The sequence below is a fragment of the Austwickia sp. genome (assembly GCA_016699675.1).
GTDB lineage: Bacteria > Actinomycetota > Actinomycetes > Actinomycetales > Dermatophilaceae > Austwickia.
This window is the reverse complement of sequence record CP064985.1, coordinates 3,081,982-3,096,950: the sequence shown is the minus strand read 5'-3', so window position 1 is coordinate 3,096,950 and position 14,969 is coordinate 3,081,982. Positions and strand designations below refer to the sequence as shown.

Sequence of the window (14,969 nt, the reverse complement as noted above, 5' to 3'; positions counted from 1 at the left end):
CCGTGTGCAGCGCCACGCTCAGGCGGCGACGCTGTCCTTGCGGGGGCGACCGCGGGGTCGCTTGCGGGCGACGATCTCGCCGCCGATGAAGAGCTGGCCGCCCCACACCCCCCAGGGCTCGGCGCGCTCGAGCGCCCCCTGGAGGCATTCGCGTTGCAGCGGGCAGCTCAGGCAGGCCGCCTTGGCCGCCTCCACCTGGTCGGGATGTTCGGCGAACCACAGCTGGCCGTCGTCCGCCTGGCAGGGCAGCAAGGGCGGATGGGTGGTCCGGTGGTCTGGTCGGGTTGCCGTGATGCTCATGGGTTGGTGCTCCTGGTGCGAGTACTCGTCCCGCGACCGGCGCCTCGTGAGCAATGAAGAGGCCGCGGGACCCGTCGTTCGGGTGCCGCGGCCGGAAGAGCCTGATCGTGCGATCAGATCATGGGCTCTCCCCGGCCGGATACCGCGGACGGGAGGTGAGGAAGGAAGGCGTCGCGAGCGACGGAGGTGACGGCGTGGCCATCGGTGCCGGGGCACAGAACGACCCCGAAGCCCCACTCGACATTGGGCATACGGGTGCCGTTGGCCTCACCGTTGGCCGCCAGGCCGAGCGGACCGACCGGACGCACGCGGACATACGCGGCGCCCCGGTCCACGGAGGCGGACGTCGTCGGGGCGGTCTTGGTGATCGTGATGCTCGACATCGTCGGCCTCCTCTCGTGGCGCGGGCGTGGGCCAGGACCGGCCCACCAGACTGGAACCAGGGTAGGCGGCTCCGCGGCTGTCGCCAAGCTATTTTTGACCTGGGCTTTTGTCCGTGGGTGATGCCGAGTCCCCCGCGACTACCGCGAGGACCTCGTCGACCGCCGCGCCACCCACCAGGGCCAGCACCGCCCCGCCGTACCGGTCGAGCTTGCGCGCCCCCACGCCGGAGATGCGGTTCAGCGCGGCGGCGTCGCCCGGCTCGGCCTCGGCGATGGCGGTCAGGGTGGCGTCCGTGAACACGACGTACGCCGGCACGCTGTCCCGCTGCGCGACCGCGAGCCGCCACGCCCGCAGGCGCTCGAAGGTGGCCTCGTCGTACGTCGGGGGGCAGTCGGCGCACCGGCCGATCTTCTTGGCGGCGGCGGTGACGAGCGGTACGCCGCAGCCCCGGCAGGCCACCGCCTTGGCGGGGCCCCGCGTCCCCGACCGGCCACGCTCCCCGCCGCCGCCGCTCTTGGGCGTCGACCGCGCGCCGTCCCCCAGGACGGCGGCCGCGCCGTCGAGGAACCGCGACGGGCGACGGGTGAGGCGACCCCCGGCCTGCCGCGCCCCCGCCCAGCTCAGCCGAAGCTCGCGCCGGGCCCGGGTCAGCCCCACGTAGAGCAGGCGGCGCTCCTCGTCGATGGCGTCCGGACCCTCGGCCATCGTGATGGGCAGGTAGCCGTCGCTGCAGCCCACGAGGAAGACCACGTCCCACTCCAGGCCCTTGGCGGCGTGCAGCGAGGCGAGGGTGACGCCCTGGACCGTGGGCGCGTGCTGGGCGGCCGCCCGCTCGGCCAGCTCGGTGACCAGGTCGCGCAGCCGGGCCTGCGGGCTGGCCGCCACGAGGTCGTCGGCGAGGCGCACCACCGCGGCCACCGATTCCCACTTCTCCCGGACGGCGCCCCCCGCGGCGGGTGGGGTCGGCAGCCAGCCCATGCCGGCCACCACGTCCCGGGCCAGCTCGGGCAGCGGCACCTCCCCCGCGTCGGAGACGGCGGCACCGCGCAGCAGGTCGCGCGCCTGTCGCACCTCCTCGCGTTGGAAGAAGCGCTCGCCGCCGCGGACGAGGTAGGGGATGTCGGCGGCCGCGAGGGCCTGCTCGAAACCCGCGGACTGGCCGTTCGTGCGGAACAGCACCGCGATCTCGCTCGCCGGCGTGCCCGCCCGGATGAGCGCGGCGATGGCCGCGGCGACCCCACCGGCCTCGGCATCCTCGTCGTCGTACGCCGTCAACGACGGGCTCGGCCCCGGCTCGGCCTGCGCCTCGAGGCGCAGCGGCTCGGGGCCCCCCATGAGTCCCGGGCGCTGCTGGCGCAGCACGAGATTGGCGAGGCCGACGACCTGGGGCGTGGAGCGGTAGTTCCGGACCAGGCGGACGATCCGGGCGCTGGAGTGCCGGCGCGGGAAGTCGAGGAGGTGGCGAGGCGTCGCGCCCGTGAACGTGTAGATCGTCTGGCTGGGATCGCCGACGACGCAGACCTCCTCGCGGCCCCCGAGCCAGAGTTCCAGCAGCCGCTGCTGGACCGCGTTGACGTCCTGGTATTCGTCGACGACGAAGTGCCGGTACTGGTCGCGGACCTGTGCGGCGATGTCGTCCCGGTCGGCGAGGATGCCGCACATGACGAGCAGGACGTCCTCGAAGTCGATCACGCCCTGCTCGGTCTTGGCGACCTCGTAGGCGTCGAGCACCCGAGCCATGGCCGTGAGGTCGAGCCCCGCCGGGTCGCGCCGCGCCGCTCGGGCCGCCGCCACATAGCTGTCGGGGGTGAGGCCGCTGACCTTGGCCCATTCGATCTCGGCCGCCAGATCGCGGACGGCGGCCCGGTCCAGTTGCAGGCCGAGGCGCACCCCCGCCCGCGCCACGAGGCCGGCCTTCTGGGGCTGCAGCCGCGGCGGCGCGCCGCCGATGGCCCGCGGCCAGAAGTAGGACAGCTGACGCAACGCGGCCGCGTGGAAGGTGCGGGCCTGCACCCCGCCGACCCCGAGATCGCGCAACCGGGTCCGCATCTCACCCGCCGCGCGCGCCGTGAACGTCACCGCCAGGACCCGACCCGGCTGGTAGGCCCCCGAGTGGACGCCGTACGCGATCCGGTGCGTGATGGCTCGGGTCTTGCCCGTCCCGGCGCCCGCGAGGACGCACATCGGCCCGAGCGGCGTCGAGGCCACGTCGCGCTGCTGCGGGTCGAGGCCGGCCAGGACGGCATCGGCGTCCCAGGCCAGGCCGGCCGCGATCCCGCGCGGGCCTGGCCCGGTCTCCCGGTCGCCGCGCCCGGTCTCCCAGTTGCCTCCCCCGATGTCCGAGCCGCCGCGCTCGGTCTCCGGGTCGCCGCCGCCGGTCCCCGCGGGCGGCGGGGACCCCTCGATCGGTCGCTGGCTGTCCATCGCCTCGCATCCTCCCAGACGCCCCCGACACTGCGGACGACCCGCACCCCGGAGCCACCAAGGGGCACCGCCGACGGGTTGCCGGCGTCCCGTGCGGAACAATCACCGCATGACCGGCAAGACGCCCCACTCAACGCCCACGAAGCCACCCCCGGGCACCGTCGTCGTATACCTGACCGCGTGGTGCCCCTACTGCCATCGGCTGCGCCAGGGCCTGGATGCCGCCGGGGTTCCCTATGCCGCGGTCGACGTGGAGCAGGACGAGGCCGCGGGCCGGTACGTCGAGGGCGTCAACGGCGGCAACCGCGTGGTGCCGACCGTGCTGTTTCCCGACGGGAGCACCCTGACCAATCCGCCGGCCGAGGCGGTGCAGGCCAAGCTCGGCCGCTGAGGGGCGGGCTCAGCCGGCGTCGCTGCGGATGGAGGCCGGCTCGCGACGTTGCCGCAGCGGCCCGCCGTACCAGTCTTCGATCAGGCGCCGCGCGATGGACAGGCGACCCGGGATGCCGAGCCGGCCGGAGCCGATCTCGGTCGCCAGCTGCTCGCGGGTGTACCAGGCCACCTCGGCGATCTCCTGGGGGTCAGGTCGCAGCGCCGCGTCGGTGGCTCGCGCGGTGAAGCCGAGCATCAGCGAGGCGGGGAAGGGCCACGGCTGGCTCCCGACGTACGTCACCTCCCCCAGCGTGAGCCCCACCTCCTCGGCCATCTCGCGCACGACCGCCGCCTCCAGCGTCTCGCCGGGCTCGACGAAACCGGCGAGCACCGAGACCCACCGCTCCTTGAACGTGGGCCCGCGGCCCAGCAGCAGGCGATCCTGCGGGTCGGTGATCGCGACGATGACCGCCGGGTCGGTGCGCGGGAACTGTTCGGAGCCCTCCGCGGTGCAGCGCCGGACCCAGCCGGCGGCGACCGGCTGGGCGGGTGATCCGCAGCGGGGACAGAAGCCGTGGCGGGCGTGCCAGCGCGCCAGCCCGACCGCGGTCATGGCGGCCTCGTAGTCGAGCCCGTCCAGCCAGGCGCCGACCTCCCGCAGCCCGGCCCAGTGCTCCGTCGCCGGGGTGGTCGGGGCGGTCGCGGTGGTCGGGGCGGTCGGACTCGCCGGGGCCGTGGGGTCGATGCCTTCGCCGGCGTCGCGGAGGGCGGCGACGTACGCCGTACCCGCCTGGTCCCGCCCCAGGAACACGTGACCCCAGCCCCGGGCGGCCTCGCCCGGCACCGGGGCGCGCCAGGTGAGCCGGCGGGCCCGGGCATCGCTCCCACCCCCGGCGGATCCGGGGGCGGGAGGCGATGCCGGCGCGACGGGCAGGCGGTCCCCGATGACGTCGAGAACCCGCGTGGTCGTCGTCGCGAGGACCGCGTCGAGCAGGCCCGCGGTACGCCGTTCGTCGGCGCGACGGTCGAGGGTGGGCCGGTCGTCCGGTCGAGGCATGGCGCCAGGCTAGGGCCGGCAGCCGTCATGGGCGATCGACGGGGTCGGCGGGACCTCGCGCCGGACGGTCGAGGCGGCCGGTACGGTGGCTGCGTGACCCCCGACGTCCCCTACCTGGCTGCCCTCGCGTGCGGGGCGGTCGCGGGGTTGCGGCCGGTCCGGGCGCAGCTGGTGCGGGACCGCCCGGGCGATCGATTCGCGGTGGCGTTCGTGGCGGACTCCGAGGGCCGGCCCTGGGTGGTCCGCCTCCCGGCCGATGCCGTCGCGGCGGCCCAGCAGGACGCCTCCGTTGCCCTCCTCGACTTGTTGGCGCGGCGGGTGCCGTTCGCCGTGCCCGCGCCGAAGGGCCACGCGGCCCTCAAGGACGGCCGGCGCGCGATGGTGTACCCCTACATCGACGGGCAGCCGCTGCGGTTCGCCGCGATCCCGCCGGGGCCGGGCCTGGCCAGCGAGCTCGGCCGCGCCATCGCGAGCCTGCACAACGTCGATCGGCGCCTGTTCGACGAGGCGTCGATGCCGGCGTACTCGGCCGAGGACTGCCGCCGCCGGCACCTGGTGGATCTCGACCGGGCCGCCGCCACCGGCTTGGTGCCGGTGGGGCTGCTGGCGCGCTGGGAGCGACAGCTCGACGACGTGTCCCGGTGGCGATTCGCCCCGACCCCGATCCACGGTCGACTCGACGGCCCGCAGGTGCTGGCCGCGTTCTCCGACGATGCCGACGCGGCCAGCGGTCGGGTCCGTGGGCTGCTGGGCTGGGAGAACGCCCAGGTCGGTGACCCCGCCCAGGACCTGGCTCGCCTGTTGGCCGAGGCCGGCCCGCAGACGGCCGACACGGTGCTGGAGGCCTACACGATGACGCGGGTCGAGCAGCCCGACCCACACCTGGAGTGGCGCGCCCGGCTGACCGCCGAGCTGCGGCTCGGCGGGGAGCTCCTGGTGGCGGTCTCCGGGCGCGAGCGCCCGGCCGTGGCCGCGGCGGTGCACGCGTTGCGTCAGCTCGACGAACAGGTCGGCGACCCCGATACTCCGCCCGCGCCGGTCCGCCCGGACCCCGCCGTCGATGTCGTGCCGGCGGGTCCCCCGAGGGGCGATCAGCTCTATCAGAGCGGGGCGCGCCCGGCCGAGCCGTCGCGGCCCGAACCGGCGGCGCAGCCTGAAGAGCCGTCCTGGCCCGAATCGACGACGCGGCCGGTCGAGCCGTCGCAGCCGGAACAGCCGTCGCGGTCGGGCGAGCCGTCGCGGCCCGACCGACCGCCGCCCGTTGCCTCGACCGGTGCGGTGCGCTTCGACGACGAGGACGACGAGGCCAGTCCCGGGGGCGCGTGACGTGGGCGGCTACGCGGTCGTCGTCGCGGATGGCAAGCGGGCCGCGTACGGGACACCGCCTGCCTCGGCGCCCTCGAGGACCTGCCGCCCGCCCGGTATCCCGAGGTGTGCTGGCCGGCCGACGACGCCGACCTGCTGGCGACGCTGGCCCGACTCCGCGGCGCCGGGGTTCTCCCCGTCGTCCTCTGGCAGGCGTTCGCAGCCGTTAGCTCCCGGCTGATGCAGGTCCGGGCGGCGCTGGTCGGGCCGGGCCCGCACCCGGTGCACGTCATCGGCGGCCCGCACGCCTCCGCCGAGCCGGAGGCGTGCGCCTGGGCGGGATTCGACCTGGTGGCGGCGGGCGAGGGCGAGGTCACGATGCGGCTCCTGGCGGACGCGCTCGACGCGGGGAGGGATCCGCGCGAGGTGGACGGGCTCGGGCACCTGGGTCCCGCCGGGTATCGGCCGTCGCCGGGCCGAGCCGTCGAGGCGCTGGACGATGTGCCGTCGTTCGCCATGCGGCAGCGTCGGATCGGGCCGATCGAGATCACTCGTGGCTGCGTGTACGCCTGCCGGTTCTGCCACACGCCGTACGTGTTCCGCGCGGCCTTCCGGCATCGCAGCGTCCCGAGCGTGCTCGAGCACGTGCGGTGGATGCTGTCGCTCGGCAAGCGGCACGTGCGGTTCCTGACGCCGACCGCGATGTCGTACGGCGCGACGGCGGTGGCCCCGGACCTGGACGCCGCCGAGCGACTGCTTGCTGCGGTTCGCACGGAGTTGCCGCCCGACGGGCGGGTCTATTTCGGGACGTTCCCCTCCGAGATCCGCCCAGAGCACGCCACGCGCGAGGCGTTGACGCTGGTCACGCGCTGGGCGGACAACGACAATGTCATCATCGGGGCGCAGAGCGGCTCGGACGCGGTCCTGGGAGCGGCGCACCGCGGGCACGACGTGGCGAGCGTCCGGGCGGCGGTCTCGAACTGCGCTTCGGTCGGGCTCACCGCCAATGTCGACATCATCTGCGGGATGCCGGGCGAAACCGACAACGACGTCCAGGCCACCCTCGACCTATGCCGGGACCTCGTCGCGGACGGCGCGCGGATTCACCCCCACACGTTTCTGCCGCTGCCGGGGACGCCGTGGCGCGACATGCCTCCCGGCCGGGTGGCGCCGGCCGTCCGGGCCCAGGTGGCGGAGCTGACGTCGCGGGGGCAGGCGTACGGCAGCTGGGAGCGACAGCAGGAGGTGGCTCGCACGCTGGCGGAGTTGCCGTCCCACCGCGTCCGCCCCCGACGAGCCCGCCCGAGCTAGCCGCCTCCCCACCCGACGGCGCTAGCCTCACTCGCAACCGATTCCGTCGCCGTCACGGTCGAGGTGCCTCCCGTACCCGGGCTGGCCCCGCAGAATGGGCGCCTTGCCGGCAGCACGCACCGCCGCGCAGTTCGCGTAGGAGGCGGGCGCATCAGGTGCCGCCGCCGGGGCCGAGTTGCCCGTGGGCGCGGCTCCGGCTGCGAGGGGGGCAGCGGGCACGGTCACGGTGACCGTCACAGGGGCCGCCGTCACCGTGACCGTCGTCGTCGGCCCGGGAGTCGTGACGGTGCTCGTCACGACGGAGGTGACCGGCGCGATCGGCGTCGCGGACGACGCTGAAGTGGTCCGTTGCCCCTGCGAGAACGAGCTGATCACCGCCAGGCCAAGGAACCCCGCAGCGGTGTAGATGACGCCCTTCTTGACCTTGCCCATACGCGGCCGGCTCGCCCCACCTGGCTCAGGACGGTGCGGATCGGTGAATGCCATGGTGAAACCCCTCCCCTGATGACCTGGGGGCGGCTGTGGTCGCGAAGGTCCCCCGGTTCGAATGGCGACGGCGCCGCACCGATGCTCGGTTTCCCCGCGGCTCTCCGTCTCGGCCAGGGTAAGCCCGCAATGAGAAAGGGAAACACAACGATTCGGCCCGCTTGGATCCATCGGGCGATGACGCTCACCACCCCGTCCCGCGTCGTCGGCCGCGGACGCTCGCCCGGGCCCGTTTCCTTAGAACCGAACGCGCCCAGCACCCGCCCAGACCGAACAACGAGCGTGGGACGCGCAGCCCTGATCGGGCACGCAGCCGCGCGTCCGCGCCGAAGGGTGCGCCTATGAGGAGCCGGTGAGGATCGCCGCCAGGTCGGCCTCCCCTGCGAGCTCCGGGAACACGGTTTCGCCCGTCGTCACGTAGTAGAACGCCGCGCGCACCGACTCCAGAGGCAGCCCGCGCAGGCGGGCATACGCGAGCCGATAAACCGCCAGCTGTATGGCGGCCGCCCTGGCCCGCTCCCCCGTCGGCGGACGTCCGGTCTTCCAGTCGACGACGATCACGCCAGCCCCGTCCCGGAACACGGCGTCGATCCGGCCGCGGATCGCGACCCCGGCCAGGTGGGTCTCCAGGGCCAGTTCGACCTCGAGGGGGTCGCGGTCGGCCCACTCGCTGGCCAAGAACCGCGCCTTGGATTCGGTCAGGTCCAGGACGTCGTCGCCCTCATCCCCGCTTCCCGGCAGATCGTCGAGGTCGACGATCGCCGCCTGCTGGTAGCGCTCCTCGACCCAGGCGTGAAAAGCGGACCCGGCCCGCGCCCGCGTCGCGGGGGGCGCGGGCATGGGACGGCGCAGCCGGCTGGCGAAGGACTCTTCGTCGGCGGAGAGGGACACCAGCGCGGAGGTCGACAGGTGCGTGGGAAGGTCGATGCGCGGCGTCGTGGCGGCGGCCGCCTGGCGTCGCTCCCGGAGCAACGCCAGGAGCTCCAGATCGTCGAGGTCGCCGGTCGCCGCGCCCGCGACTACCTCGGACTCCAGGGCCGCCACGGCGGCCGACGGCTCCGTCGGCAGCGACCGCACCTCCTCCGCCCAGATGTCGGCCGCGTGCACGAGGCCACGCCGGCGCGCCGCCAGGGCATCATGCGGCCACGGCATCGATTTAGGTCGGCCATCGCCCGGATGCGCGGGCATCCCCGTTCCCGGCTCGGGCTCCGGCATTCCTGCCCACGGGCCGCGGACGAGGGGGACGCCTCCCGCGTCGGCCAGCAGCTCCCGGAGGAACCTGGAGGTGACCCGCGGCGTGGTCGCGTCCGTCCACACCGGGGCCGTCAGGATCGCCAGGTGGCGGCCGCGCGTGAGCGCCACATAGGCCAACCGTCGCTCCTCGGCCACGGACCGCTCACCGCCGGCCTCAAAGGTCGCCGTCAGTTCGCGCTCCAGCTCGGCGAGGTCCGCGGCGCTCTGCCACCGCAGCACGGGAAGGCCGGCAGAGTCGCCGCGTAGGTCGTACGGCAACCGGTCCAGTCCCACGCACCACCCCTTGTCCCGGGCCGTCGGCAGGGTCCATTCGCCGGTGCCCTCGTCGTACGACGACCGTCCCGTCCCGGTGCTCGGAAAGGCGCCCTCGACCAACCCGGGCACGGCCACGACGTCCCATTCGAGGCCCTTGGCCGCATGCACGGTGACCACCTGGACGGCGCCCGACGCCACCGCTGCCGTCGGCGCCTCGAGGCCCCGCTCCTCCTCGAGCGCCACTTCGAGCCACGCGAGGAAGCCGCCGAGCGACGGCCGGTCTGCCGCGGCGGAGAACGCCGCCGCGGCATCGGCGAGGGCATCAAGATGGGTCCGGGCTGCGTCGACCGGTACGTCGGGTCGGGCCAGCAGCTCGACATCGAGCCCCAGGAGCCGCTCGGCCTCGGCGCACATCTCAGCCAGGGGAGCGCCGGTCAGCCCGCGAAGGCGCGCGATCCGCACCGCCAGCTGACCGAGCCGTTCCCGCGCCGGCGTGCTCAGCGTCTCACCCTCGGACCCGACCCAGCCCGGCGGTGGCAGCCGTTCCACGGCCTCGACGATGCTCGGCTGTTCCTCGGGCGGCGCGATCAACGTCGGCGCCGGCGCCGCTGGCACAGCAGCGACCTCGGCAGTAGCGGTCACGTTGGCGGCGGCCACCGCCGGTGGCGCCGACTCGCCGCCCGTCCCAGCATCGCCGCCCGTCCCTGCCTCGTCGATGGTCGCGGATCTGCTTCCCGAGCGGTTCCGTTCGCGCCGGTGCAGCTCGCGGGCCCAGGCCCCGAGGCCGTCGAGATCCGCGGCACCGAGCCGATACGCCGGCCCGGTCAGCAGGCGCATCAAGCGGTCGCCCCGGCCCGGGTCCGCCGTGACGGACAGCAGCGCCACCACGTCCTGGACCTCGGGCATCGTGAGCAGACCACCGAGCCCCACCACTTCGACCGGCAGGCCACGCGCCCGCAGCGCCTCGACGATGGGGACGAACTGGGCGCGGCGGCGGCAGAGCACGGCCGCCGAGGTCCCCGTCGGCCGGCCGTCCCCGTCGTACCACTCCCGCGCGATCCGCGCGGCCACGTACGCCGCTTCCAGGGCCGTCGTCTCGAGGCGGGCCACCTCGACCGCTCCGCGAGCGGCAACAGGTGCGGGTTGGAGCCGCCGGACGGGCACCGGCGAGGCCGCCACCAGGGGGGCGGCGACCCGGTTCGCGGCGACGAGGAGGCCCTCGTCGTTGCGCCAACTCACGGACAGGTGGCGGATCCGCGCCTCCTTGGGCCCCGCATCGTCCCATTCCGGCGCGAACAGGCGCGGGAACTGCGCCAACGTGGTCGCGCTCGCTCCTCGCCAGCCGTAGATGGACTGATGGGGGTCGCCCACGGCGACGACGGGCACCTGGGCGCCCCCGGCCGGATCAGCGAAGAGGGAGCGCAGCAGCACGAGTTGAGCCTCGCTCGTGTCCTGGAACTCATCGAGCAGGACCACGCGGTAGCGGGCGCGCTCGTGCGCCGCGACCTCCGGGAAGTCGCGGGCCAGCCGAGCGGCAACGGCCACCTGGTCGGCGAAGTCGAGGCACCCTCGGGCCGTCTTGGCTGCGGCGTACGCGGCGACGATGGGCAGGACCTGCCGCCGGGCGGCCACCACGGCCAGGAGCTCGCGCACCTGTCGGGGCAGGCCCCTGGCCTTGGAGGCACCGAGCGGAAGTGCCTCGACGCGCCGCTGCAACCGCTCGTAGTAATCGCCGATCTCCGCCAAGCCGCGCAGATGCTCGGCCATCTCCCCAGCGAGGGCGACCACCGCACGCGTGACCGTCGCGGGCGCCGCGGCGACCTTGTCCATCGGGCCGTCGTACGCCGTGACCACCTCGTGGGCGAGCTGCCAGGCGGCGGCCTCGGTGAGCAGCCGGGCATCGGGTTCGACGCCCAGGAGAAGACCGTGTTCCGCGACGATGCGTCCGGCGTACGCGTGGTAGGTCGAGACCACCGCCGCCCCCTCGGTCGCGGCGGGGACGAGCGCAGCTCCAGAGGCCGCCAGCGCTCGCAGCCGTGCCGCGATGCGCGCCGCGAGCTCGCCAGCCGCCTTACGCGTGAACGTCAGTCCCAGCACCTCGTCCGGGGCGAGCCGGCCGTTCGCGACGAGCCACACCACCCGCGCGGCCATCGTCTCCGTCTTGCCGGAGCCGGCTCCCGCCACGACGAGCGTGTTCTCCAACGGGGCCTCGATGATGTCGCGCTGCTCGGGTGTCGGCGGCGGCAGGCCCAGGACCTGCGCTATCTGGGTCGCGTCGAAGGACGGTGAGGGGGTCTGCTCGGCGGCCGGCCCCATAGATCCGGGGCCGGTAGAGGTCCTCGTCTCGGCCGTGCCCAGCGGTTGAGCCGTTCCGAGCCCGGCCGGTGATTGAGCCACCCCGACCGTCGTCAGCAGGGTCGCCGTCATGTCAGATCGCCTCTCCCTCGCCGCTCGCCGGGCAACACGAGCGCCCCGAGCAGGTGCGACACCAATCTCCGGCGCGAGCCGGGAACGTCCCGGCCGCCATGCCGTCCGCGGTCTCTGCGAGCAGTCGCCGGGCCCAGTTCGGGTCGTCGTCGGCGGACAGCGGTGGTTGCAGCTGGAGATCCACCTTGGTGGCAGCGGCGGCCTTGCCAAGCTGCAGCAGCGCAGCGCCCGCCGACCTGTCGACATCGAGGCCACCCGCGGCGACGACGGCCTGATAGGCGCCGAGCTGCGGATGACGCGGCAGGTCGTCGGCACGGGGCTTGCTGGCGCCGGTCTTGAGATCGACGACCCGCACCCCGCCGTCGTCGGACTCCTCGACGCGGTCGATCCGCCCCCTGATCTCGGCCCGGCCGACCGAGACCGACACCTCCACCTCCCGCCCCACGAGCCGCCATCCCTGGCCACGGGCCTGCGCGTCGTAGCGCGCCAGCCGGTTCAGCATCTCGCGGGCCTGGCTCAGAGCCCGCTCGGACAGCCAGCCCGGGGGCAGTCCCAGACTCGGCCAGCGAGCGCTCAACTCGGCCTGCAGGGCGGCGACGTCGGAGTTGTCCACCTCGGCGGCGATGGCGTGGACGAGCGTGCCGACCGCGTCAGCCCCGCCCGACCTGGGCCGTTCGCCGCCGGCCGTGGACAGCAGCCAGCGCAGGGGGCAGTTGCCGAACGCCTCGACCCGGGACGGCGACACCCGCACGGAGGCCTCCGGGTCCCGACGTGGTCGGTCATCGGTGGTCTCCCGAAGCGTCCACCAGTCCTGCGGGCTCGCGCCGGGCATGCCCTCGGTCGCCAGCAGCGCGAGGCGGCGGGCCGTGGCACCGGCGCGGCGGCGGTCCGGGGCCGTGGCCAGCTCACGCCGCAGCCGGGCCACCGTTCCGGCGGCCGTCATCCGCTCCGGCACCGTGAGCGCGGGCCGAGCGTCGCAGCCGGGCGGTGGGCCACCGTCGATGAGATCGAGGTACGCCGAGGGCTGCTCGTCCTCGTTGGCCGTGGCGGTGACGAGGAGCCGTCCGCGGGCCCGGCTGACGGCGACGTGGAACAACCGAGCCTCGTCGTGCCGGACGGCCGCCAGCGCCTCGCGCGGCCCTGCCGACCTCCCGGCCAAGAGGTCGACCAGAGCCTGGGATCCCAGCACGGAGCCGCGCAAGCGCACGTCGGGCCAGACCCCCTCCTGCACCCCGCACACGGCCACGACGTCCCATTCCGATCCGGCTGCCCCGGCGGGCGTCGTCACGGTGACCGCCTCCGTCCGGGGCGCCGCCTCGGCCAGCAGGTCACCCGCGACGTCTTGGCCGAGCACCTGCTCCAAGAAGCCGTCCGGTCCCCGACCCGGCAGCCGGTCGACGTATCTCGCGGCCGCCTCGAACAGGGCCACCACCGCGTCGAGGTCACGATCGGCGCGTTCGCCGGAGGCTCCCCCCTCCGGCGCCGTACGCCGCCACCCCTCGCCCACGCCCAGGGCCGACCAGATCGCCCACAACACGGACTCGGCGGTGACATCGGCACCGCGGCCCCCCGGCTCGTCGTTCGCCCGGGTTCCCGCCGCACTCGCCGTTCCCGCCGCAGCCGCCGCACCCGCCGCGACAGCCCGCGCGAGCCTCCTGGGGGAGGTGCCCTCGGGCCCGAGTCGATCAAAGGTTCCGTCCCCCAGCAGACCGGCCACCAGCGCAGCATCGACGGAACGCGCCGGAGTGTCAACGCCCCGAGGGGCTTCGGCCGCTCGCAGGGCGCGGCGAAGCCGGCGAACACCGGACGCATCCACGCCGGCGAGGGGGGAGGCCAACAGGTCGAGCACCACCGTGGCCTCGAAAGCAGACCCGCCGGACCCTGCCTCGTGGCGAGCGACATCGCGCCCCGCAAGCACAGCGCCCGGGGCCTCGCCAGCCGCGGCCAGGCTGACGCGAAGCAGTTCGAGCAGGGCGGCCACAACGGGCTCCTCCCGCAGCGGCACCTGCGCCCCGGGCAGGACGAGTGGGATCTGCGCACCCGTCAGCACGCGGCGCAGTGTGGCCGTCCGCGCCCTGCCGCGCACGATGACCGCCATCTGCGACCACGGAGTGCCGTCGATGAGGTGGGCTCGACGCAGCTGCTCGGCGACGTGCCGGGCCTCCTGGGTGGCCGAGCGCGCGACCAGCACCTCGACGCCGCCACCGCTCTCGGGGCCGGCGGAGCAATCAGGGCGTCCCGCCCCCCCGGGGCGCGCGGGAAACTTTTGCTGGGTGCCCGCTGACGGCGTCGCGGCCCGGTGGCGTGCCTCGCCCACCGTCCCGATCCGCCCGGCGACCTGCGCCGTCACTGCGGCCAGCTTGGCGGGCTGGCGCCACCGATGCGGCAACACGTATCTGTGGGCCCCGGCGGCCAGATCCATGAAGAGCCGCGGGTCGCCGCCGCGAAAGGACTGCGTGCCGACATCAGGGTCGCCGATCAACAGCAGGTCCGCGCCCCCCGCGGCAAGCGCCGCCACGAGTCTGGCGCCGGGCGGCGTGAGCTCGTGGGCGTCGTCGACAACGATGGCCTGCAGCCCGGGAAAGGACTCGCCGAGAAGGCCGGGATCGTCATCCAGGGCATCCGCTGCCGCGGCCAGCAGCGCCGCCGGGTCCAACCCGCCGGGGTTCGCGAGCGCGGTCACCGCCTCGTACTCCGCTCCCACCCGCGCCGCCGCCACCCATTCGGGACGCCCGTGCACGCGGCCCAGGGCGGCCAGATCCTCGGGGGCGACCCCCCGCTCGGCTGCCCGCATCAGCAGGTCGCGCAGCTCGGAGCGAAAGCCTCGGGTGCCCAACGCCGCCTCGAACCGATCGGGCCACCCCGGTCGGGGCGCGGCGCCGGCGGCGTGGCCGGCCAGCAATTCGCGCAGAATCACGTCCTGCTCGGGGCCGCTGAGCAGACGCGGCGGCGTCAGCCCCTCCAGAACCGCACGTCGCCGCAGAATCCCGTACGCCAGCGACGACGGCGTACGCGCCGCCGGCTGACTCGAGGTCCCACCGACGACTCCCGAGATGCGGTCGCGCAACCGGGCGGCCGCCACCCGCGAGCCGGCGAGCACAAGACACGCATCGAGCGAGACGCCCTCCGCCACCCGGCTCGTCACCGCCGCGATGGCGACCGTGGTCTTGCCCGTCCCGGGCGCCCCCACGACGAGGGCTCGCCCCCCGCGATGGGCCGCCGCGGCGGCCTGCGTCTCGTCCAGTGCAGGCAACGCCCAGCGCGGCGACGCGTCGCCCGCACGTCCGTCGCGGACGGTGGATCGCTGCAGCAGGACCATGGGCCGATTCCAGCACCGGGCACCGACAACGCTCAGCCGTCGGCCTCAGCCGTCGGCATCGTCCCTGGTCGGGAG

General features: G+C 74.7%; 10 protein-coding genes. 3 read left to right on the top strand and 7 right to left on the bottom strand.

Annotated elements, in window-relative coordinates:
• Nucleotides 1-18: 18 nt before the first annotated feature.
• The 3 genes from IPK37_14155 to IPK37_14145 all read right to left on the bottom strand — a co-directional run bounded on the left by IPK37_14155 (nucleotide 19) and on the right by IPK37_14145 (nucleotide 2,946).
• On the bottom strand, nucleotides 19-300 hold the full coding sequence (locus IPK37_14155) for a WhiB family transcriptional regulator (protein ID QQS00068.1): 282 nt from the start codon (nucleotides 298-300) through the stop codon (nucleotides 19-21).
• 113 nt (nucleotides 301-413) lie between these two features.
• The gene (locus tag IPK37_14150; protein QQS00067.1) at nucleotides 414-683 is read right to left on the bottom strand and encodes a hypothetical protein; all 270 of its coding nucleotides are present in this window, start codon (nucleotides 681-683) and stop codon (nucleotides 414-416) included.
• 88 nt (nucleotides 684-771) lie between these two features.
• A complete protein-coding gene (locus tag IPK37_14145) occupies nucleotides 772-2,946 on the bottom strand; it encodes a UvrD-helicase domain-containing protein (protein ID QQS02889.1) in 2,175 nt (724 codons plus the stop codon).
• A gap of 271 nt (nucleotides 2,947-3,217) precedes the next feature.
• Here IPK37_14145 and IPK37_14140 point away from each other — a divergent pair, with 271 nt between their 5' ends.
• On the top strand, nucleotides 3,218-3,499 hold the full coding sequence (locus IPK37_14140; GenBank protein ID QQS00066.1) for a mycoredoxin: 282 nt from the start codon (nucleotides 3,218-3,220) through the stop codon (nucleotides 3,497-3,499).
• Between the two features lie 9 nt (nucleotides 3,500-3,508).
• Here the strand turns inward: IPK37_14140 and nudC are convergent, their stop codons facing one another.
• Nucleotides 3,509-4,537 carry an NAD(+) diphosphatase gene (gene nudC / locus IPK37_14135; GenBank protein ID QQS00065.1) on the bottom strand — a complete coding sequence of 343 codons (1,029 nt, stop codon included), beginning with the start codon at nucleotides 4,535-4,537 and terminating at the stop codon, nucleotides 3,509-3,511.
• 93 nt (nucleotides 4,538-4,630) lie between these two features.
• Here nudC and IPK37_14130 point away from each other — a divergent pair, with 93 nt between their 5' ends.
• Both IPK37_14130 and IPK37_14125 read left to right on the top strand, forming a co-directional pair.
• Nucleotides 4,631-5,863, top strand: coding sequence for a phosphotransferase (locus IPK37_14130; GenBank protein ID QQS00064.1), 1,233 nt, complete (start codon nucleotides 4,631-4,633; stop codon nucleotides 5,861-5,863).
• Between the two features lie 105 nt (nucleotides 5,864-5,968).
• On the top strand, nucleotides 5,969-7,153 hold the full coding sequence (locus IPK37_14125; protein ID QQS00063.1) for a TIGR04013 family B12-binding domain/radical SAM domain-containing protein: 1,185 nt from the start codon (nucleotides 5,969-5,971) through the stop codon (nucleotides 7,151-7,153).
• A 27-nt stretch (nucleotides 7,154-7,180) separates the two neighbouring features.
• Here the strand turns inward: IPK37_14125 and IPK37_14120 are convergent, their stop codons facing one another.
• The 3 genes from IPK37_14120 to IPK37_14110 all read right to left on the bottom strand — a co-directional run bounded on the left by IPK37_14120 (nucleotide 7,181) and on the right by IPK37_14110 (nucleotide 14,894).
• A complete protein-coding gene (locus IPK37_14120) occupies nucleotides 7,181-7,585 on the bottom strand; it encodes an excalibur calcium-binding domain-containing protein (GenBank protein ID QQS00062.1) in 405 nt (134 codons plus the stop codon).
• Between the two features lie 393 nt (nucleotides 7,586-7,978).
• Nucleotides 7,979-11,464, bottom strand: a complete 3,486-nt coding sequence (locus IPK37_14115) for a UvrD-helicase domain-containing protein (GenBank protein ID QQS00061.1) — start codon at nucleotides 11,462-11,464, stop codon at nucleotides 7,979-7,981.
• A gap of 112 nt (nucleotides 11,465-11,576) precedes the next feature.
• Nucleotides 11,577-14,894, bottom strand: a complete 3,318-nt coding sequence (locus IPK37_14110; protein ID QQS00060.1) for an ATP-dependent helicase — start codon at nucleotides 14,892-14,894, stop codon at nucleotides 11,577-11,579.
• Nucleotides 14,895-14,969: the final 75 nt, after the last annotated feature.